Raw genomic sequence first — 18,718 nt, 5'->3', positions numbered from 1 at the left:
CACGACGGCACCTCCCCCGCAGCACCATCGACCTCCACAGGAAGGACCTCCCCATGACCACCCCCGCCGCCCCCGACACCCTGGACCCCCGCCAGGCCCACTCCCGCCTGCACGAACTCACCGTCGTCGACGTCCGCACCCCCGGCGAGTACGGCGGCGGTCACCTGCCGGGCGCCCACAACGTGCCGCTGGACCGGCTCCGGCAGGCCCTGCCCGAGCTGCGGGCCGCCGCCGAGCGCGGGGACGTGCTCGTCGTCTGCGCCTCCGGCAACCGCTCCGCGAACGCCTGCCGCGTCCTCGCCGAGCACGGCGTCCGGGCCGCGACCCTCGTCGGAGGCACCGGGGCCTGGGCCGCGCAGGGGCACCCGCTCGACCGGCCGGCGGGCGGCCAGAAGGCCCGCTGGGGCATGGAGCGCCAGGTCCGGTTCACCGCCGGGACCCTGGTCCTGCTCGGACTCCTGCTCGGCCTGCTCGTGCACCCGGCCTTCCAGCTGCTGTCCGCGGGCATCGCGGGCGGGCTGGTCTTCTCGGCGCTCACCGACACCTGCGGCATGGCGGCCCTGCTCGGCAGGCTCCCCCACAACCGGCCCCACCGCGCCGACCTCGACGCCACGCTCGCCCGGCTGCGCGGCCACTGACCGCGACCCGGCGGCCGGTCCGGTGACGGCGAGCGCCGCGGGACCGGCCGCCGGGACGTCCGTGCGGGGACGCGCCCGGCGGCACGGCGTGGACCCCGGCCCGCGGGTCAGGCCAGGGACAGGACCGACGTCACCACCTGACGCAGCGTCGCCGCGGGGTCCGGCGCGGGCCCCGGGGACCGCCACGCCACGAAGCCGTCCGGGCGCACCAGGACCGCCCCGCCGCGCGTCACGCCGTGGGCCTTCGCCCAGTCGGTGTCGTCGTTCTCGGGCAGCAGGTCGGCGTCCGGGGACTTGCCCACCCGGTACGGCGTCAGCGGGAGGCTCATCTCGTGGGCCAGCCGGGTCGCCGCCTCGTGCCAGCCGCTGGGCTCCGTCGCGTCGCTGAGCAGGACGAGGGAACGCTCGTAGAGGTCGAGCGTGGAGACGCGCTCCTCGCCGCGCAGCAGCCACAGGTGCGGGGCCCTGCTGCCGGGTTCGCCGGTCAGCGAGAGCTCCTCCGGGACCACCGGCGTCGCCGGGTCGGCGCCGACGACCGCGCCCTGCGGGTAGCGGTAGCCGAGGGCGACGTTGAGGATGCCGCGCTGCGGGCCGCCGCCGCCTCCCGCGGCCGGGGGCGGGGCGAAGCCGGGGTGGCTGTGCTCGGCCGACCGGGCGGCGGCGCGGGCGCTGGTGGCCTCCGCGACCGGGCGCCGTTCGGCGTCGTAGGTGTCGAGGAGGCCGTCACCGGCCCAGCCGTCGAGGACGGCGGCCAGTTTCCAGGCGAGGTTGTGGGCGTCCTGGATGCCGGTGTTGGAGCCGAACGCGCCGGTCGGGGACATCTCGTGGGCCGAGTCGCCGGCCAGCAGCACCCGGCCCGAGCGGTAGCTGCGGGCGACGCGCTGGGCGGCGTGCCACGGGGCCCGGCCGGTGATCTCGACGTCGAGGTCCGGGTCGCCGACCGCGCGGCGGATGTGGTCGGCGCAGCGCTCGTCGGTGAAGTCCTCCACCGTCTCGCCGTTCTCCGGGTGCCACGGGGCGTGGAAGACCCAGTTCTCGCTGTTGTCCACCGGGAGCAGGGCGCCGTCCGCGTCCGGGGCCGTGAGGTAGCAGACGATGAAGCGGCGGTCGCCCACGACGTCGGCGAGCCGGCGGGAGCGGAACGTGACGCTGATGTTGTGGAACAGGTCGCCGGGTCCGCTCTGCCCGATGCCGAGCTTCTCGCGCACGGGGCTGCGGGGGCCGTCGGCCGCCACCAGGTAGTCCGCGCGGATCGTGGTGCGCTCGCCGCTCTCGCGGTTCTCGACGACCGCCGTGACCCCGTCGGCGTCCGCCTCGAACGACTGCAGCTGCGTACCGAAGCGCAGGTCGCCGCCGAGCCGGCGGGCGTGGGTGAGGAGTTCGGGCTCCAGGTCGTTCTGGCTGCACAGGCACCACCCGCTGGGGCTGAACCGGGCCAGGCCGTTGCCGGGGTCGATCTTCTTGAACAGCCACTCCCCCGCGTCGCCGACCAGGGTCGGCGTCTGGAGGATGCCGTGGTTGTCGGCCAGCGTGGCGGCGGCCCGCCGGATGTCCGGCTCGGTGCCCGACACCCGGAAGAGCTCCATCGTGCGGACGTTGTTGCCCCGTCCCCGGGGATGGATGGAGGTGCCGGCGTGGCGCTCCACCAGGGTGTGCCGGACACCGAGCCGACCCAGGAACACCGAGGTCGACAGGCCCACCAGGCTGCCTCCGACGATCAATACCGGGACGCGGTGGGCCCCGGATTCCGATCGACCGGCTCTTTCGTTCATCGCTCGTCCTCCATTGCGTCGGGCCGCGGTCGGGCCGTCGTCGAGTGGCAGCTCCCGTGACATGCAGGGGCCGGGGCTTCATGCATGCCCCGTGACGCCCGCGGCGGCTCAGGCTTCACCCGCTTGTCCCGCCTGGTTCGCGGTCCCCGCGGGCACGGCCCACGATCGTGTTTGTGCGACCGGCGCACCCCGCCGTACGCGGCGCGCGCGGCGACGGTCGTACTCCCCCAGTCCACGAGGAAGTTCCCCCGAGAAGAGGTGGGCCGGATGACGGTCTCTCCCGTCGTGTCGTCGGATGCCGGATCGGCGGATGCCGCAGCCATGGGTGCCGGGGCGACGGCCGCCGTGTCCGCGGACGCGGGCGGCGTCTCGATATCGGCGTTCGACGGATCCCGCGTGCGGGTCGTGCTGATGCTGGACATCCACGACGGCATGCAGCAGGAGTTCCTCAACGCCTACGAGCGCATCCGTCACCGGGTCGCGGCCGTGCCGGGACACGTCAGCGACCAGCTGTGCCAGTCCCTGGAGAACCCCACGCAGTGGCTCCTCACCAGCGAATGGGAGAGCGCGGCGCCCTTCCTGGCATGGGTCAACAGCGACGAGCACCTGTCGGCGGTCGAGCCGCTGCAGACCTGCGTCCGCGACACCCGCTCCCTGCGCTACAGCGTGCTGCGGGAGACCCTGGCCGACGGCACCGAGGCACCCGCCGCGGCCGGCGAGGAGCTGCGGGACGCTCCCCGGGTCGGGAGCAACGTCGTCCGGCACGCCCTGACCTTCACCGTGCGGCCCGGCAGCGAGGCCAAGGTCGCCGAGCTGCTGTCCAACTACGCCTCACCCGAGGCCCAGGTCGACGAGGCCACCCGGCTGCTGCGCACGTCGCTGTTCATGCACGGCAACCGGATCGTGCGGGCCGTGGAGGTGCGGGGCGACCTGCAGTCCGCGCTGCGCCACGTCGCCCGGCAGCCCGGGGTGCGGGCCGTCGAGGAGGCCCTCAACCCCTACCTGGAGCAGGACCGCGACCTGAACGACCCGCACTCCGCCCGCCGGTTCTTCACGCTGGCGGCGATGCCGGCCGTCCACCACGTGGCGTCCGCGACCGGGGCCGAGGCCCGCCCGCAGCGGTGCGCGCTGCTCTACCCGGTGCGGCCCGGCGCGGGTCCCGAACTCGCCCGGCTGCTGGCCCGGCAGGACGCCTCCGCCGTCTACACCCCCGACGGCCCGGTCCTCGCCACGACCGTCTTCCACCGCGACGACCTCGTGGTACGGCTCGTCGACGTGGCCGGTGACCCGGACGAGGAGCCCGCGTTCGTCCTGGGGCTGCACGACCGCGGCGGGTCCTCCGCCGCGGCCGGTGTCGCGGTGGCCGAACGGCTGCTGGACACCGCCTCGGTCGGCATCGACGGACCCCTGACGGACGCCGGCACGCTGTCGCGGCTGCTCGCGCGGGCCCGTATGACGCCGCTGACCGACCGGCGTTCGCTCCCCTCCTGACCCGCCCCGCCGGCGCGCACCGGCCCGCCGGCCGGTGCTCGCCGTCCCTCCCCACCGCCTTCCGTCCTTCCGGAGTGACCGACATGACAGACCAGCAGGTACGCATCGTCTCCCTCGGCGACATCGCGCCCAACACCCGACGCGGCGGTGACCTCCGCGCCCTCCTCACGCCCACCACCGCCGGGTCGACCAGCGGCTTCATGGGCGTGGCCATCGTGCAGCCCGGCGACCGCATCGCCGAGCACTACCACCCGTATTCCGAGGAGTTCGTGTACGTCACCGACGGCACGCTCGAGGTGGACCTGGACGGGGCGCCGCACTCGCTCTCCGTCGGGCAGGGGGTGCTGATCCCGCAGAACGTGCGCCACCGCTTCCGCAACGTCGGCGCCGTCGAGGCTCGGATGGTCTTCCACCTGGGGCCGCTGGCCCCGCGGCCGGAGCTCGGCCACGTCGACACGGAGGACGCGGAGGGCAACGCCCTGCCGCACGAGGGCCACGCGGGGTGCGCCGGGCACGAGCGTCCCGCCGCCGCGGCCGAGGCGGTGTCATGACGCGGCGACGGGTCGCCGTCACGGGCATAGGCGTCGTCGCCCCGGGCGGGATCGGCGTGCCGCAGTTCTGGGGCCTGCTGTCCGACGGCCGTACGGCGACGCGGCGCATCTCCCTCTTCGACCCGGCCGGTCTGCGCTCGCAGATCGCCGCCGAGTGCGACTTCGAACCGTCCGCGCTCGGGCTGGACCTCGCCACCGCGCAGCGGTGCGACCGGTACGTGCAGTTCGCGCTCGTCGCCGCCGCCGACGCGGTGCGCGACGCGGAGCTCGACCTCGGCCGGCTCGACCCCTGGCGGGCCGGTGCCACGCTGGGCACGGCGGTCGGCGGCACGACCCGGCTGGAGCACGACTACGTGCTGGTCAGCGAGCGCGGCACGCGGTGGGACGTGGACGACCGGCGGGCCGAGCCGCACCTGGAGCGGGCCTTCACCCCGGCGACGCTCGCGTCGGCCGTGGCCGAGGAGTTCGGAGTGCACGGGCCGGTGCAAACGGTGTCCACCGGGTGCACGTCCGGTCTGGACGCGGTGGGGTACGCCTACCACGCCGTCGCCGAGGGACGCGTCGACGTGTGCCTGGCGGGCGCGGCCGACTCGCCGATCTCGCCGATCACCATGGCCTGCTTCGACGCCATCAAGGCGACCTCGCCGAACAACGACGACCCGGCGCACGCCTCCCGGCCCTTCGACGCCGACCGCAACGGCTTCGTCATGGGCGAGGGCGCGGCGGTGCTGGTCCTGGAGGACCTGGAGCACGCCCGGGCCCGCGGCGCGGACGTGTACTGCGAGATCTCCGGCTACGCCACGTTCGGCAACGCCTACCACATGACCGGGCTCACCAAGGAGGGCCTGGAGATGGCGCGGGCGATCGACACCGCGCTGGACATGGCCCGGCTGGACCCCACCGCCGTCGACTACGTCAACGCGCACGGGTCCGGCACCCAGCAGAACGACCGGCACGAGACCGCGGCCGTCAAGCGGTCGCTGGGCGAGCACGCGTACGGCACACCGATGAGCTCGATCAAGTCCATGGTGGGCCACTCGCTCGGCGCGATCGGCTCGATCGAGCTGGCCGCGTGCGTGCTGGCGATGCACCACCAGGTGGTGCCGCCCACGGCGAACTACACGACCCCCGACCCCGAGTGCGACCTGGACTACGTGCCGCGCGAGGCCCGGGAGCGTTCGCTGCGGCACGTGCTGTCGGTGGGCAGCGGCTTCGGCGGCTTCCAGTCCGCCGTCGTACTCAGCGGTTCCGGTGCTGGCTCCGGTTCGGAAGGAGGGCCGCGATGAGCGGACGACAACGGCCCCGGCGCGCGGTGGTCACCGGCCTCGGTGTGGTGTCCCCCCACGGCATCGGGGCCGAGGCCCACTGGAAGGCAGTCGCGGACGGCACCAGCAGCCTCGGGCCCGTCACCCGGGAGGGCTGCGAGAAGCTGCCGCTGCGGGTGGCGGGCGAGGTGCGCGGCTTCGACCCGTCGGAACTGACCGAGGAGCGGTACCTCGTCCAGACCGACCGGTTCACGCACTTCGCGATGACCGCCGCGCAGCTCGCGCTCACCGACGCGCGGTTCGGCCGCGCCGACGTCGAGTCGCCGTACTCGGTCGGCGTGGTGACCGCGGCGGGTTCGGGCGGCGGCGAGTTCGGGCAGCGCGAGCTGCAGAACCTGTGGGGCCAGGGCTCGCGGTACGTCGGCCCGTACCAGTCGATCGCCTGGTTCTACGCGGCCAGCACCGGCCAGATCTCCATCAGCAACGACTTCAAGGGCCCTTGCGGGGTCGTCGCCGCCGACGAGGCGGGCGGACTGGACGCCCTCGCGCACGCGGCGCTGGTCGTGCGGGGCGGCACCGACACGGTGGTGTGCGGCGCGACGGAGGCACCGCTCGCCCCGTACTCGATCGTGTGCCAGCTCGGCTACCCCGAGCTGAGCCGGGCCACCGAACCGGACCGCGCCTACCGCCCGTTCACCCAGGCGGCCTGCGGTTTCGCGCCGGCCGAGGGCGGGGCGGTGCTGCTGCTGGAGGAGGAGAACGCGGCGCGCGAGCGCGGGGCCGACGCGCGGGCGACGGTGGCCGGGCACGCGGCGACCTTCACCGGCGCCTCCCGCTGGGAGGAGTCGCGGGCCGGGCTGGCGCGGGCGATCGAGGGCGCGCTGGCGGAGGCCGGCTGCCGGCCCGAGGAGGTGGACGTGGTGTTCGCGGACGCCCTCGGGGTGCCGGAGGCCGACCGGGCCGAGGCCCTCGCGCTCGCCGACGCCCTCGGGCCGCACGCACGGCGGGTGCCGGTCACCGCGCCCAAGACCGGGACCGGGCGGGCGTACTGCGCGGCACCGGTGCTGGACGTGGCGACCGCGGTGCTCGCCATGGAGCACGGACTGATCCCGCCCACCCCGAACGTGTTCGACGTCTGCCACGACCTGGACCTGGTGGCGGGCCGGGCCCGTGCCGCCGAGCCGCGCACGGCCCTGGTCCTCGGCCGGGGACTCATGGGCTGCAACTCCGCTCTGGTCCTGCGCCGGGGCACGGTGCCGCCCACCGCCTGAGCACCGGCCCGCCGGGTCCCGCCCCGGCGGAGCCGTCACCATCCCGAGCGGGCGCCGCCTCCCGGCGTGCGCCGATCCGAGTGAAGGAGCACCTCCGCATGACCGACCAAGTGGACTACCAGGTGACCGTCGAGGAACTGTCGGCGCTCATGAAACGCACCGCCGGTGTGCACGTCGACCCGGTCACCCTCCAGCAGCGGGCCGACGCCGGATTCGACACGTTCGGCCTGGACTCGCTCGGCCTGCTGGGCATCGTGGCCGAGCTGGAGAAGCGGTACGGGCTGGGCCTGCCGGAGCAGGCCGAGCGCTGCAAGACGCCCGCGGATTTCCTCGCGCTGGTCAACGGCGCCCTGAAGACGGGAGTGTGACATGGCCGGGCACACCGACAACGAGATCGTCATCGCCGCGCCGATGACGCTGGTCTGGGACATGACCAACGACATCGAGAACTGGCCCCGGCTGTTCAGCGAGTACGCCTCCCTGGAGGTCCTCGAACGGGACGGCGACCGGGTCACCTTCCGGCTCACCATGCACCCGGACGAGGAGGGGCGGGTGTGGAGCTGGGTGTCCGAGCGCGTCGCCGACCCGGTGACCCGCACGGTCCGCGCCCACCGGGTGGAGACCGGTCCCTTCCAGTACATGAACATCGTCTGGGAGTACACCGAGACCGCGGAGGGGACCCGGATGCGCTGGATCCAGGACTTCGCGATGAAGCCGGAGGCGCCCGTCGACGACGCCGGGATGACGGAGAACATCAACCGGAACTCCCGTACGCAGATGGCGCTGATCCGGGACCGCATCGAGCAGGCCGCGGGTGAGCGGCGGACCGCCTCGGTGCTCGCCGACTGATCCCGTCGAACCACAGTGCCGACCGGCACCGACGAAGGGCACCTCCCCATGCACCACACCCTGATCGTCGCCCGGATGGCCCCGGGCGCGGCACCGGACATCGCGAAGGTGTTCGCCGAGTCCGACCGCGGCGAGCTGCCCCACCTGGTGGGCGTCAACCGGCGCAGTCTCTTCGAGTTCGGCGACGGTGTGTACCTGCACCTCATCGAGAGCGACACCGACCCGGCCCCCGCCATCGGCAGGCTGACCGGGCATCCGGAGTTCCGTCGGGTCAGCGAGCGGCTCGAGCCGTACGTGTCGGCCTACGACCCGGCGACCTGGCGCGGTCCGAAGGACGCGATGGCGCGCCGCTTCTACACCTGGGAGCGGACCGGCACCGGCTGACGCCGGTCCGCCGCCCGCCGGACCCTCGGGGCCGCCCGCCTTCCGCGGGCGGCCCCGACGCGCGCGCCGGGACGGGAGATCCGCGTGCCCCTGACCGTCCGGCCCCGCCGGCGGCGGTTCGCGGGACGGGCGGCGGGGCGAGGGGTGATGATCCCTCCATGACCACCACACCCTCCTTCGACCCGCACGCACTGCTGGCGGCGAGCCGGCTCGGCGTACTCGCGACGCTCAGGGCGGACGGCCGCCCGCAGCTCTCCCCCGTCACCCCTTCCTACGACCCCGCGGCCGGCCTCGTCCGCGTCTCCACCCAGGAGGGCCGGGCCAAGACCGCCAACCTGCGCCGGGACCCGCGGGCCGCGCTGGAGGTGACCGCGCCCGACGGCAGGTCCTGGGCCACCGCCGAGGGAACGGCGACCCTGACCGGACCGGGCACCGACCCGCACGGCCCGGAGGTCGAGGCGCTCGTGGAGTACTACCGGGCGGCCGCGGGGGAGCACCCGGACTGGGACGAGTACCGGGCGGTCATGGTGTCCGACCGCCGGGTGCTGGTCACGATCGCCGTCGACCGGGTGTACGGGGCCGATCTCGGCCGATCGTGACGGTCGACGGACCGGTCCGGGTTTTTGTGCCGGAGCGCTGATCGATCCGCCCGCCGTTTGCGTACCTCCTGGCGTACGAGTCCCACGCGTCGTCCCTGGAGGCATCATGCGGCTGTCCCGCAGCAGGATCGGAGTCGTCGTCCTGTTCGGTGCGATGACCCTGACCCTCACCGCGCTGGCCTTCCCGGCCGTGCTCGGTCTGGACAGGCCCGACGGCAATCAGGACCGCGTCGTCGCGAGTACGAAGTACGGGCCGCTCACCGAGGCCGACCGCGACTTCGTCGTGAAGGTCCGGGCCGCCGGGCTGTGGGAGTACCCGCTGGGCGAGATGGCCATGCGGCGCGGGACGACCGAGGAGATGAGGACGGCCGGCGAGCACCTCGTCGTCGGGCACGCCGGTCTCGACGCGATGTGCCGCGAGATCGCCCCCGAACTGGGCATCACCCTGCCCAACAAGCCCTCCCCGCAGCAGCAGGGATTCGTGGCGACCGTCGACGCCAAGAGCGGCAGGGAGTTCGACGCGTCGGCGGTCAACATCATGCGGGTGACGCACGGCCAGATCTTCCCGGCCATCGCCAAGATCCGGGCCACCACGAAGAACACCCTCGTGCGGCAGCTCGCCGACCTGGCCAACGACACCGTCCTGGACCACATCACGGTCCTGGAGCGGACCGGACTGGTCGAGTACGACCAGGTCACCTTCCAGCAGACCGGCCCGGCGAAGCTCCCGAGGGAGCAGGTCACCCCGCCGCCGCCCCAGCCGGGCGAGCGGGTGCTGGTGCTCAGGCCGCGGCCCGACCTGAAGGTGAACACGGCCCCGCCGACGCCGGCTCCGTCCCCGGCGGCTCCCTGACCGCGCCGCGGCACCGGGGGGCGGATCAGGCGGGCTGATCGGGCGGGCTGATCGGGCGTCGGGGCCGCCGCCACGTCCGCCGCCCAGCCCAGCGGATGCGGGTCGGAGCCGTCCGGGACCGCGGACTCGCCACCCGCCTCGCTACCGCGCCGGCGCGCACACCCCCTCGGGTTCAGGCGCTGCGCCTGCGGGAGGCCGTCTTCTTCGCGCTGCTCTTGCCGGAGGCGGTCTTGCCCGTCGCCTTCTTCGCCGCGGTCCCGGCCGCCGCCTTCTTCCCGGACCGGCCGGCCGTCGGCTTCTTCGCGGCGGCGGCCGGCTTCTTCGCCGCCGTCTTCTTCGCCGCCGTCGACGTGGACTTCTTGCCGCCGGTCTCCTTCGGCGTGCGGGGCGCCGCCGTCCTGCCCCGCGGCAGGGACCTGACCTCGGCCCCGGCCTCCTCCTCCCCCTCCTCGCCCCGGGACTCGCGGGCCGCCCGCACGCTGTTCTCCAGGGCGGCCATGAGGTCCAGCACCTTGCCGGACCTCGCCGGGGCCGGGCTCTCCGGGGGCGCCTCGCCGGCGGCCTTCGCGGCGATGACCTCCTCCAGGGCCTCGCGGTACTCGTCGTGCAGGTCGTCCAGGTCGATCTCGCCGAGCGTGTCCATCAGCGCGTCCGCGAGGTCCAGCTCCTGGTCGCGGACCGTCACGTTCGTGTCCGGGGCGACGCCCTCGGGAGCGCGCACCTCGTCCGGCCACAGCAGACCGTGCATCGCGATGGCCTCGCCGACGACCCTCAGCATGCCCAGGCGTTCACGGCCGCGCAGCGCGTACTTGGCGATGGCGACCCGGTTGCTGCGCTTGAGCGCCTCCCGCAGCAGGGTGTACGGCTTGGCGGCGGGGGCGCCGCTCGCCGCCAGGTAGTACGCGGCGCCCATCTGGAGCGGGTCGATGCGCTCCTCGGGCACGAAGGCCACGATCTCGATCGTCCGCGCGGTCGGGATCGGGAGCTGGGACAGGTCGTCGTCGGTGATCGGGACCATCGAGCCGTCGGCGTCCTCGTAGGCCTTGCCGATCTCGTCCTGGGCGACCTCGCGGTCCTCCAGCTCGCAGACCTTGCGGTAGCGGATGCGGCCGCCGTCCTCGGTGTGGATCTGGCGGAAGGAGACCGCGTGGCTCTCGGTCGCGTTCACCAGTTTGATCGGGATGCTGACCAGGCCGAAGGAGATGGCGCCGTTCCAGATGGATCGCACGTGCAGCACCCTTCCGTTCGCTTGCCACCCTGGGCGATTTGTCCGTGTTTCGTGAGATTCTCATCGTATGGCGCCTATCACGGAGGTGGAGGGGCGGCGGGTGGCCCTCAGCAACCTGGACAAGGTGCTGTATCCGGCGACCGGCCTCACCAAGGGCGAGCTGCTGCACTACTACGCGACGACCGCCGAGGTGCTGCTGCCGCATCTACGGGACCGCCCGGTGTCCTTCCTGCGCTACCCGGACGGACCCGGCGGCCAGCTGTTCTTCACCAAGAACGTGCCGCCGGGTACGCCCGACTGGGTCACCACCGCCGAGGTGCCCCGGTCGGAGGGGCCGGCCCGGATGGTGCTGGTGCAGGACCTGGCGAGCCTGATGTGGGCGGCCAACCTGGTGACCGAGTTCCACACGCACCAGTGGACGGCGGACGATCCCGGCGAGGCCGACCGGCTGGTGTTCGACCTCGACCCCGGGCCGCCCGCGACCGTGGTGCAGTGCTGCGAGGTCGCGCTGTGGCTGCGGGAGCGGCTGGCGGCGGACGGCCTGGAGGTGCACGCCAAGACGTCCGGGGCCAAGGGCCTGCACCTGCTGGCGGGGGTGCGGGGGGCGTCGTCCGAGCGGGTGTCTGAGTACGCGAAGGCGCTGGCCGTGGAGGCGGAGCGGGCCCTGCCGCGGCTGGTGGTGCACCGGATGACGCGCAGCCTGCGTCCGGGGAAGGTGTTCGTGGACTGGAGCCAGAACGCCGCGCGCAAGACGACGGCCGCCCCCTACACGGTGCGGGCCCGCGCCGAACCGGCCGTCTCCACGCCGGTGACGTGGGAGGAGGTGGCCGCGTGCCGGCGGGCGGAGCAGCTGGTGTTCCGGCCGGGCGACCTCGGGCCGCGGCTCCAGGACCACGGCGACCTGCTGGCACCGCTGTTCGACCGGCGCCGGGCGGCGGAGCTGCCGTGACGGGTTCCCGGCCGGTCCCGGAGCTGCCCTGACGCGTCCCGGCCGGTTCCGGCACCGACCTGACGGGGCACCGGCCGGTTCCGGCGCCGGACCGTCAGGCCCGCGTCCACACGGTGCGGTCCCGGGCCACCGCGTGCAGGGCCTCCACGTCCGCCGGCTTGAGCACCCCGCCCGCGCGCACCAGGCCGGGCAGCTGCTCGGCCGTGAGGACCCGGACGTCGCGCGGCGGGACCGCGGCCTCCACGCCGGCCGGACCGGCCAGGGCCAGGACGGGGCGGACCTCGGCGGTCAGGGCGCAGGAGGCGCGGGCGGCGTCGGAGCGGACCCGCTCCAGCAGGGGCCGCGGCGCGCGCCGCCCCACCGCGACCAGCGGGTCGGTGATCCGCACCCGCTGCCTGCGGACGGGCAGCACGTGGACGGCGAAGAGGCCGCCGGGCCCGATCAGCAGGTGGTGGATGCGATCGCCACCGGGCAGCGGGACCGAGTGCAGGACGTGCCGGCCGGCACCGTCGAGCCGGTCGAGGACCCGCCCGGTCAGCTGCTCGGCCGCCAGCTCCCGGCGCCGCGGGTCGGGGCGCAGCCGGTGCGCCGCTCCGGTGTCGCGGTCCAGGGCGACCAGGAGCGCCTCGCCGGGCCGGTTGGGGGCGAGGTCGTCGTCCGGGTGGAGGCAGAGCCGGGCCAGCTCGCCGGGGGTGGGGACCAGGGGCGGGCCGACGGTGACCGGGCCGGTGAGGAAGGGCCCCAGGGCCTCGAGCACCTCCCCCTCGCGCTCGTCGCTCAGCAGGCTCACCCGGGCCGCGTCACGGTCGTACCAGGCGATGTTCCGGCCGTCCGCGAGGCAGACCTGGAGCCGCTCCCGGCCGTGCCGCCGGGTCGGTATGACGCGCAGTCCGCTCATGCCTCATCACCTCACGACCATGGGACCAGGAGGGGTGCTCCCGCGGCAAGACCGGGCTACCGTTGACGGCGGTGGGGCAGGTCCTCGGGCGGGATGGGGAGGCGCGTTGCGTACCCGTGGCAAGGGATCCGACGTACCGGCCCCGGGCCGGCCGTGGGACGAGATCGTGCCCGGTCTGTGGATGGGCGGGCACGAGTTCCGGCGGCCGGGCGGACGGCTGGAGTCCGCGGTGGTGCGGGACGAGTTCGACCTGGTGCAGACCCTGCTCAGGCTGCCCGGCCACGGCCCCGACCCGGGCGTCGAGCACCAGGTGTGGCCGATCCCCGACGGGCCGCTGGACGGGACGCAGCTCGCGGGGGTGATCCGGCTGGCGCAGGCCGCGGGCGAGGCGCTGGACGCGGGTCGCAGGGTCCTCGTCCGCTGCTACCACGGGTACAACCGCTCCGGCCTCGTGGTCGCCCATGTCCTGATGCACCGGGGCCGCGGCGCCGAGGAGGCGATGCGGCTGATCCGCGCCCGCCGCTCGCCGTGGGCACTGCACAACGAACTCTTCGCGGAGTACCTGCGGGCCGGCCTGGTCACCGCCCGGCTGCTGGAGGAACTGGCCGAGTAGCCCGGTGCGCGGCCGGGCAGGCAAAATGGCCCCCCGTACGAACGAGGGTGCGGGACCGCAGACGACGATCGCCGACTCGCCGATCACCGAACTCCAGGAGTGCCGTGCTCCCCAGCCGCCGTGGGCGCCCGGCCCGTGTCCCCGCCGCCTGCGCGCTGCTGCTCGCGACCGCGGCGGCCTCGGTGACGGTGACCGGCTGCGGTGACACGGGCGGGCTGCGGAGCGCGGGCGCCACGCCGACCGCCGCTAGCCCCGCCCGGCTGTGGCCGGACCTGACGCCTGCCTCCAGTCCGGCGTACGACATCGGCGAGGTGGACCACGAGGTCGTCCGGGGCGTTCCCGTGCCGGGCGGCGACATCCGCCGCGCCGACCCGGTGGCCGCCGTGCGGGCCGAGATCGCCGCGCACCCGGCCGAGTACGCGGGCGACAAGGCGCCGTACCGCGAGACGGCCCGCCGCATGGCCGACTGCGGCGCGGCCGGCGGGAGCGCCCGGTGCCCCGTCCTGCGGCCGTACTACCGGGACCTGACCGGTGACGGGCGCGCCGAGATGACGCTGGGTTTCCGGCTGCTGCCCGCGCGGATGACCGCCGTGCGCGTCTACGGCGTGGAGAAGGGCCGGCTCGTGCGGGTGATGTCCTACGAGGACGCCGTGAGCGCGGTCGAGCTGGCCGGGCGGTCGGTGATCGTGCGGTCGCCGTCGGAGGTGGCGGGCTACGAGTACCGCCTCCAGTGGACCTGGGACCCGGACCAGGACGCGATGCTCCTGACCCGCGACGAGATGCTGCGCACCGGTGACGCGGCGGGCGGGAAACGCCCCTCCGTCTCCCCGGCCCCGTCCCCGTCGGCGGGCGCCCGGTGAGGCCGGTGCTGCCGCGGTGGGCCGGCCCGCTGGCCCTGAAGGCCGCGGTGTTCATCACGGTGATGTGCTGCGCGCTGGCCGCCCTGCTCGGCGTCCTGGTGCACGTCTCGGTGACCGACCAGACCGTGGGGCGGGCCCGCGAGACGGCCCTGGCCCGGCTGCGGGAGGCGACGGCGGCGTACGAGGCGGGGGACCCGCTGCGCCGTGGCGCGGGCGTCGATCAGCCGGGGCTGCCGCCGTCGCTGCGGGAGCTGGCCGCCTCCGGCCGGCGCGGCACCGTGCTCGCCGAGCGGGACGGGCGCCCCACGATGTGGGCGGCGGGCCCGGCCGACGGCGGCCGGGTCCTCGCGGTGCGGGTCGACCACTCCCAGGGCGAGCGCACCATCGAGGGCCTGGACCGGGCGATCGTGTGGTCGTCGGGGCTGGCGATCGGGGCGACGCTGGTGGTGGGCGCGTTCGCGGTGACCCGGGTGACGCGCCGGCTGCACGCGACGGCGCGGGTGGCCCGGCGGATCAGCGCGGGCGACCTCGACGCGCGGGTCGGCGACCCCCGGACGAGGGATCCGACGCGGCCGCAGGACGAGGTGGCCTCGGTCGCCGCCGCACTGGACTCCATGGCGGCGTCGCTGCAGGGCAAGCTGCTCGCCGAGCAGCGGTTCACCGCGGACGTGGCGCACGAGCTGCGCACCCCGCTGACCGGGCTGCACGCGGCGGCCGAACTGCTGCCGCCGGGCCGCCCGACCGAGCTGGTGCGGGACCGGGTGGCCGCCCTGCGCACGCTCACCGAGGACCTGCTGGAGATCTCCCGGCTGGACGCCGGACGGGAGCGCCTGGAGACGGAGCCGGAGGAGCTGGGCACGCTGGCCCGGCGGGTCGTGCGGGGCTCCGGCACACGCGCGCGCGTGGACGTGGTGCGCGACGCGCGGGTGGAGACCGACCGGCGGCGGCTGGAGCGGGTGCTCGGCAACCTCGTCGCGAACGCCGGCCGGCACGGGCGGGCGCCGGTGGTGCTCACCGTGGACGGGCCGGTGATCACCGTGCGCGACCACGGGGACGGCTATCCGGAGTACCTCCTCGCGCACGGCCCGCAGCGTTTCCGTACCGAGAGCGGCACGAAGGGGCACGGGCTCGGGCTGACGATCGCGCTGGGGCAGGCGGAGGTGCTCGGCGCGCGGCTGGAGTTCGTGAATCCGCCCGGCGGCGGGGCGCTGGCCACCCTGACGCTGCCTCAGCGGCCTTGACCTCAGCGGCCCTGACCGGAACGGCCGGCCGTGACGGCCCGCGCCGTCCCCGATGGCGCAGTGCGACGGGCGGCCCTCACCCGCCGCTCCTAATGTGGCGCTTAGTCACCTTCGACTGCTCAGTCACCTCAGACCGCTTCGGCACGTTCGACCGCGTCGGCGTTCCCGCCTCCCGGGAGGTACCCATGTCGCTGCTGAACCTTCGTCCCTCCCCGGCCCGCCGCATCGGCACCACCGGTCCCGCGCCGCGCTGGTACTGATGCCGACGGATCGCAGACCCCACCATGTCGGTAAGTTCCGGACATGACCAAGGCCGGAACCGAGACCGGAATCACCGTGGCCCAGGCGGACACCCCCGCTCCCGCCGCCCGCCTCCCCCGGCGCCGTGGCATTGAACTCGCCCTCATCGTCATGGCCGTCCTGCTGTCGGTGTTCGGCTACTGCAACGTCGGCCTCGCCCAGCACGGCACCCTGCCGCCCGGCGCCGCCGGCTACGGCGCCGGACTCGGAGTGCTCGCGGTGTTCGCGCATCTGGCGGTACGGCTGCGCGCCCCCTGCGCCGACCCGCTGCTGCTGCCCATCGGCGTGCTGCTCAACGGCCTCGGTCTGGTGCTGATCTACCGGCTCGACCTGGAGACGCCGGGCGACCGGGCGGCCCCGACCCAGCTGGTGTGGTCCACGCTGGGCGTCGCGCTGTTCATCGTCGTCGTCCTGCTCCTGCGCGACCACCGCGCCCTCCAGCGCTACGCCTACGTCTGCGTCGCCGCCGCGCTCGTCCTGCTCACCGTGCCGATCCTGTTCCCGGCCGTGAACGGCGCCCGCATCTGGATCCGGATCGAGGGGTTCTCCATCCAGCCCGGCGAGTTCGCGAAGGTGCTCCTCGCCGTGTTCTTCGCCGCGTACCTGGCCGCCAACCGCAGCGCCCTGGCGTACGCGGGCCGCCGCGTGTGGCGGCTCCAGCTGCCCACCGGCCGGGTGCTCGGGCCGATCGTCGCCGTGTGGCTGGTCAGCGTCGGCGTCCTGGTCCTGGAGCGGGACCTCGGGACCTCGCTGCTGTTCTTCGGCCTGTTCGTGGTCCTGCTCTACGTCGCGACCGGCCGCACCGGCTGGATCGCCGTCGGCCTGCTGCTGGCCTCGCTCGGCGCGGTCGCCGTGGGCTGGCTGGAGCCGCACGTGCACAGCCGGGTGGAGGACTGGCTGCACCCCTTCGCCTCGATCGAGGCCGGAGGGGGTGCCAATCAGCTCGCCCAGTCGCTGTTCGCCTTCGCGGCGGGCGGGGTGACCGGCACGGGTCTCGGCCTCGGGCACTCGGTGCTGATCGGTTTCGCCGTCAAGTCGGACTTCATCCTGGCGACGGCCGGGGAGGAGCTGGGCTTCCTCGGCCTGACCGCGATCTTCCTGCTGTACGCGCTGCTGGTGGAGCGCGGTTTCCGGGCGGGCCTCGCCGCGCGCGACCCGTTCGGCCGGCTGCTCGCGGTCGGCCTCTCCTCGATCGTGGCGCTCCAGGTGTTCGTCATCGCGGGCGGGGTGACCGGCCTGATCCCGCTGACCGGCATGGCGATGCCGTTCCTGGCCCAGGGCGGCTCGTCGGTGGTCACCAACTGGGCGATCGTGGCGCTGCTGATCCGGGTCAGTCACGCGGCCCGCAGCCTGGGCCCCCGGCAGGCGGCGCCGTGAGCGGGGAGGGGCCGCGGTGACCCGGCACATCCGGCACGCCGCCGCCTTCTGCGCCCTGCTGCTGGTCGCGCTGGTGGTGAACGCCGCCCGCGTGCAGATCGTCCAGGCGCCGGAGTACGACGACAACCCGGCCAACCGCCGCCCGGACATCGCGCGTTACCAGCAGCCGCGCGGCGACATCCTCGTCGGCGGCGAGCCCGTCACCGGGTCCCGGGACACCGGCGAGCACCTGCGCTTCGAACGGACGTACGCCAACGGGCCGATGTACGCCCCGATCACCGGCTTCGCCTCCCAGGAGTACGGGACGACGCTGCTGGAGCACGCCGAGGACGGCCTGCTGTCCGGCGCCGACCCGATGCTCGCGCCGCTCCCGCTGTGGAACGACGTCACGGGCGGCCGCAACGCGGGCGGCGACGTGGTGACGACGATCGACGGGGCCGCGCAGCAGGCGGCGTTCGAGGGGCTGGACGGACGCAAGGGGGCGGTGGCCGCCGTCGAGCCGTCGACCGGGCGGATCCTGGCGCTCGTGTCCACCCCGTCGTACGACCCCCAGCTGCTCTCCGGCAACAACGCGGCCGCCACCCGGACCTGGGAGCGGCTGAACGGTGACCCGGACAAGCCGATGCTCAACCGGGCGGTGCGCCGGACCTATCCGCCGGGTTCGACGTTCAAGGTGGTCACCGCGGCGGCGGCGCTGGACGCGGGCGTGGTCCGGGACCTGGACGCGCCGACCCGCTCCCCCGACCCCTACACGCTGCCCGGAACGCGGACCCGGCTGACGAACGAGGGCGAGGGATGCCGGGACGCCTCGCTGCGGGAGGCCTTCGAGTGGTCCTGCAACACGGTGTTCGCCAAGCTCGGCGTGGACGTGGGCGTGGCGGACATGGCGGCCACGGCGGAGGCGTTCGGTTTCAACGACGACGGGCTGCGGGTCCCCTTCTCGGTGGCGCGGAGCACCTTCGACACCTCGGTGGACCGGGCCCAGCTCGGGCTGTCGTCGATCGGCCAGTACAACACGCGGGCCACCCCGCTCCAGATGGCGATGGTGGCGGCGGCCGTGGCCAACGGCGGGCAGGTGCGGTCGCCGTACCTGGTGGAGCGGACGGTGAGGGCCGGCGGCAGCCTGGTGGCGACGGCCGGGTCGCGGCCCGCCCGGGAGGCGATGCGGCCGTCTACGGCCCGGCGGCTGAAGGAGCTGATGACCGGCGTGGTGGAGGACGGCACCGGCGCGAACGCGGCGATCCCGGGGGCCACGGTCGGCGGCAAGACCGGCACCGCCCAGCACGGCGTCGGCAACTCGGGCACTCCGTACGCCTGGTTCGTCTCCTGGGCGCAGGACGACGGGGACCCGGAGCCGCAGGTCGCGGTGGCGGTGGTCGTGGAGGGCACCCCCGGCGGCCGTGAGGAGATCAGCGGGGGCGGGCTGGCGGCGCCGATCGCCCGGTCGGTGATGGAGGCCGTGCTCTACGGCTGAGACCCCGGCGCCCCTCATTTCTTTACCCGCGGTCAACAAGTCCCGTCCAGGGGATTGACGAGCTTGCTGACAGGCAGTCTCATAAGACGAGTGAGTGACCGCGGG

Annotated in this window: 19 protein-coding genes; 16 read left to right on the top strand and 3 right to left on the bottom strand. The window is 74.5% G+C overall.

All coding sequences use genetic code 11. The annotated features are described in order from the left end of the window. Positions 1-53 precede the first annotated feature (53 nt). The gene (locus AC0VYN_RS06085) at positions 54-638 is read left to right on the top strand and encodes a rhodanese-like domain-containing protein (protein ID WP_385459569.1); all 585 of its coding nucleotides are present in this window, start codon (positions 54-56) and stop codon (positions 636-638) included. A gap of 107 nt (positions 639-745) precedes the next feature. On the opposite strand, the gene AC0VYN_RS06080 is transcribed toward AC0VYN_RS06085, so the two are convergent. Further along, complete coding sequence (locus tag AC0VYN_RS06080; RefSeq protein ID WP_475535094.1) at positions 746-2,410, bottom strand: FAD-dependent oxidoreductase; 1,665 nt, start codon at positions 2,408-2,410, stop codon at positions 746-748. A 267-nt stretch (positions 2,411-2,677) separates the two neighbouring features. On the opposite strand from AC0VYN_RS06080, the gene AC0VYN_RS06075 reads away from it, so the two are divergent. The 9 genes from AC0VYN_RS06075 (at position 2,678) to AC0VYN_RS06035 (ending at position 9,673) form a co-directional block, all read left to right on the top strand. Next, positions 2,678-3,901, top strand: a complete 1,224-nt coding sequence (locus AC0VYN_RS06075; protein WP_475535093.1) for a SchA/CurD-like domain-containing protein — start codon at positions 2,678-2,680, stop codon at positions 3,899-3,901. A gap of 83 nt (positions 3,902-3,984) precedes the next feature. Next, on the top strand, positions 3,985-4,452 hold the full coding sequence (locus tag AC0VYN_RS06070) for a cupin domain-containing protein (protein WP_475535092.1): 468 nt from the start codon (positions 3,985-3,987) through the stop codon (positions 4,450-4,452). Continuing rightward, positions 4,449-5,738: a beta-ketoacyl-[acyl-carrier-protein] synthase family protein gene (locus AC0VYN_RS06065; RefSeq protein WP_475535091.1), complete on the top strand. Its 1,290-nt coding sequence runs from the start codon at positions 4,449-4,451 to the stop codon at positions 5,736-5,738. Before AC0VYN_RS06070 ends, AC0VYN_RS06065 begins: the two co-directional genes overlap by 4 nt. After that, entirely contained in the window at positions 5,735-6,988 is a 1,254-nt protein-coding gene (locus AC0VYN_RS06060; protein WP_475535090.1) for a ketosynthase chain-length factor, read from the top strand. The genes AC0VYN_RS06065 and AC0VYN_RS06060 overlap by 4 nt, the downstream gene beginning before the upstream one ends. 98 nt (positions 6,989-7,086) lie before the next feature. Then, positions 7,087-7,356, top strand: a complete 270-nt coding sequence (locus AC0VYN_RS06055; protein ID WP_475535089.1) for an acyl carrier protein — start codon at positions 7,087-7,089, stop codon at positions 7,354-7,356. 1 nt (position 7,357) lies between these two features. Further along, a complete protein-coding gene (locus AC0VYN_RS06050; protein WP_385459460.1) occupies positions 7,358-7,837 on the top strand; it encodes an SRPBCC family protein in 480 nt (159 codons plus the stop codon). A 48-nt stretch (positions 7,838-7,885) separates the two neighbouring features. Further along, a complete protein-coding gene (locus AC0VYN_RS06045) occupies positions 7,886-8,221 on the top strand; it encodes a TcmI family type II polyketide cyclase (protein ID WP_475535088.1) in 336 nt (111 codons plus the stop codon). 158 nt (positions 8,222-8,379) lie between these two features. Then, on the top strand, positions 8,380-8,820 hold the full coding sequence (locus tag AC0VYN_RS06040; protein ID WP_475535087.1) for a PPOX class F420-dependent oxidoreductase: 441 nt from the start codon (positions 8,380-8,382) through the stop codon (positions 8,818-8,820). 106 nt (positions 8,821-8,926) lie between these two features. Then, positions 8,927-9,673: a DUF4142 domain-containing protein gene (locus AC0VYN_RS06035; protein ID WP_475535086.1), complete on the top strand. Its 747-nt coding sequence runs from the start codon at positions 8,927-8,929 to the stop codon at positions 9,671-9,673. A gap of 172 nt (positions 9,674-9,845) precedes the next feature. Here AC0VYN_RS06035 and ku read toward each other — a convergent pair whose 3' ends face one another. Continuing rightward, positions 9,846-10,901, bottom strand: coding sequence for a non-homologous end joining protein Ku (gene ku, locus AC0VYN_RS06030; RefSeq protein WP_475535085.1), 1,056 nt, complete (start codon positions 10,899-10,901; stop codon positions 9,846-9,848). Positions 10,902-10,968: 67 nt separating this feature from the next. On the opposite strand from ku, the gene ligD reads away from it, so the two are divergent. Further along, a complete protein-coding gene (gene ligD, locus AC0VYN_RS06025) occupies positions 10,969-11,850 on the top strand; it encodes a non-homologous end-joining DNA ligase (RefSeq protein ID WP_475535084.1) in 882 nt (293 codons plus the stop codon). A 94-nt stretch (positions 11,851-11,944) separates the two neighbouring features. On the opposite strand, the gene AC0VYN_RS06020 is transcribed toward ligD, so the two are convergent. Then, positions 11,945-12,748: a nuclease-related domain-containing protein gene (locus AC0VYN_RS06020; protein ID WP_475535083.1), complete on the bottom strand. Its 804-nt coding sequence runs from the start codon at positions 12,746-12,748 to the stop codon at positions 11,945-11,947. 106 nt (positions 12,749-12,854) lie between these two features. On the opposite strand from AC0VYN_RS06020, the gene AC0VYN_RS06015 reads away from it, so the two are divergent. From AC0VYN_RS06015 to AC0VYN_RS05995, 5 genes are all read left to right on the top strand, one after another. Next, positions 12,855-13,361, top strand: a complete 507-nt coding sequence (locus AC0VYN_RS06015) for a protein-tyrosine phosphatase family protein (RefSeq protein ID WP_385459474.1) — start codon at positions 12,855-12,857, stop codon at positions 13,359-13,361. A gap of 104 nt (positions 13,362-13,465) precedes the next feature. Next, entirely contained in the window at positions 13,466-14,221 is a 756-nt protein-coding gene (locus tag AC0VYN_RS06010; protein ID WP_475535082.1) for a hypothetical protein, read from the top strand. Then, positions 14,218-15,462 carry an ATP-binding protein gene (locus AC0VYN_RS06005; RefSeq protein WP_475535081.1) on the top strand — a complete coding sequence of 415 codons (1,245 nt, stop codon included), beginning with the start codon at positions 14,218-14,220 and terminating at the stop codon, positions 15,460-15,462. Before AC0VYN_RS06010 ends, AC0VYN_RS06005 begins: the two co-directional genes overlap by 4 nt. A gap of 303 nt (positions 15,463-15,765) precedes the next feature. Further along, entirely contained in the window at positions 15,766-17,139 is a 1,374-nt protein-coding gene (locus AC0VYN_RS06000; RefSeq protein WP_386925562.1) for an FtsW/RodA/SpoVE family cell cycle protein, read from the top strand. Positions 17,140-17,155: 16 nt separating this feature from the next. Next, positions 17,156-18,613 carry a penicillin-binding transpeptidase domain-containing protein gene (locus tag AC0VYN_RS05995; RefSeq protein ID WP_475535080.1) on the top strand — a complete coding sequence of 486 codons (1,458 nt, stop codon included), beginning with the start codon at positions 17,156-17,158 and terminating at the stop codon, positions 18,611-18,613. Positions 18,614-18,718 lie beyond the last annotated feature (105 nt).

It is taken from the genome of Streptomyces sp. 63XJN7_1_ISO-PGPR-S23-121 (genome assembly GCF_056173025.1).
Note: the sequence above shows the minus strand (reverse complement) of the source record. Positions and strands in the feature narration are given on the sequence as shown.

Bases quoted from the DNA above. Each gene is read 5' to 3' on its own strand.
- AC0VYN_RS06000 (WP_386925562.1), top strand. From the start codon at position 15,766: ATGACCAAGGCCGGAACCGAGACCGGAATCACCGTGGCCCAGGCGGAC.
- AC0VYN_RS06080 (WP_475535094.1), bottom strand. From the start codon at position 2,410: ATGAACGAAAGAGCCGGTCGATCGGAATCCGGGGCCCACCGCGTCCCG.
- AC0VYN_RS06020 (WP_475535083.1), bottom strand. From the start codon at position 12,748: ATGAGCGGACTGCGCGTCATACCGACCCGGCGGCACGGCCGGGAGCGG.
- AC0VYN_RS06075 (WP_475535093.1), top strand. From the start codon at position 2,678: ATGACGGTCTCTCCCGTCGTGTCGTCGGATGCCGGATCGGCGGATGCC.
- AC0VYN_RS06085 (WP_385459569.1), top strand. From the start codon at position 54: ATGACCACCCCCGCCGCCCCCGACACCCTGGACCCCCGCCAGGCCCAC.
- AC0VYN_RS06040 (WP_475535087.1), top strand. From the start codon at position 8,380: ATGACCACCACACCCTCCTTCGACCCGCACGCACTGCTGGCGGCGAGC.
- AC0VYN_RS06050 (WP_385459460.1), top strand. From the start codon at position 7,358: ATGGCCGGGCACACCGACAACGAGATCGTCATCGCCGCGCCGATGACG.
- ligD (WP_475535084.1), top strand. From the start codon at position 10,969: ATGGCGCCTATCACGGAGGTGGAGGGGCGGCGGGTGGCCCTCAGCAAC.
- AC0VYN_RS06045 (WP_475535088.1), top strand. From the start codon at position 7,886: ATGCACCACACCCTGATCGTCGCCCGGATGGCCCCGGGCGCGGCACCG.
- AC0VYN_RS06055 (WP_475535089.1), top strand. From the start codon at position 7,087: ATGACCGACCAAGTGGACTACCAGGTGACCGTCGAGGAACTGTCGGCG.
- AC0VYN_RS06035 (WP_475535086.1), top strand. From the start codon at position 8,927: ATGCGGCTGTCCCGCAGCAGGATCGGAGTCGTCGTCCTGTTCGGTGCG.
- AC0VYN_RS06070 (WP_475535092.1), top strand. From the start codon at position 3,985: ATGACAGACCAGCAGGTACGCATCGTCTCCCTCGGCGACATCGCGCCC.
- AC0VYN_RS06065 (WP_475535091.1), top strand. From the start codon at position 4,449: ATGACGCGGCGACGGGTCGCCGTCACGGGCATAGGCGTCGTCGCCCCG.
- AC0VYN_RS06060 (WP_475535090.1), top strand. From the start codon at position 5,735: ATGAGCGGACGACAACGGCCCCGGCGCGCGGTGGTCACCGGCCTCGGT.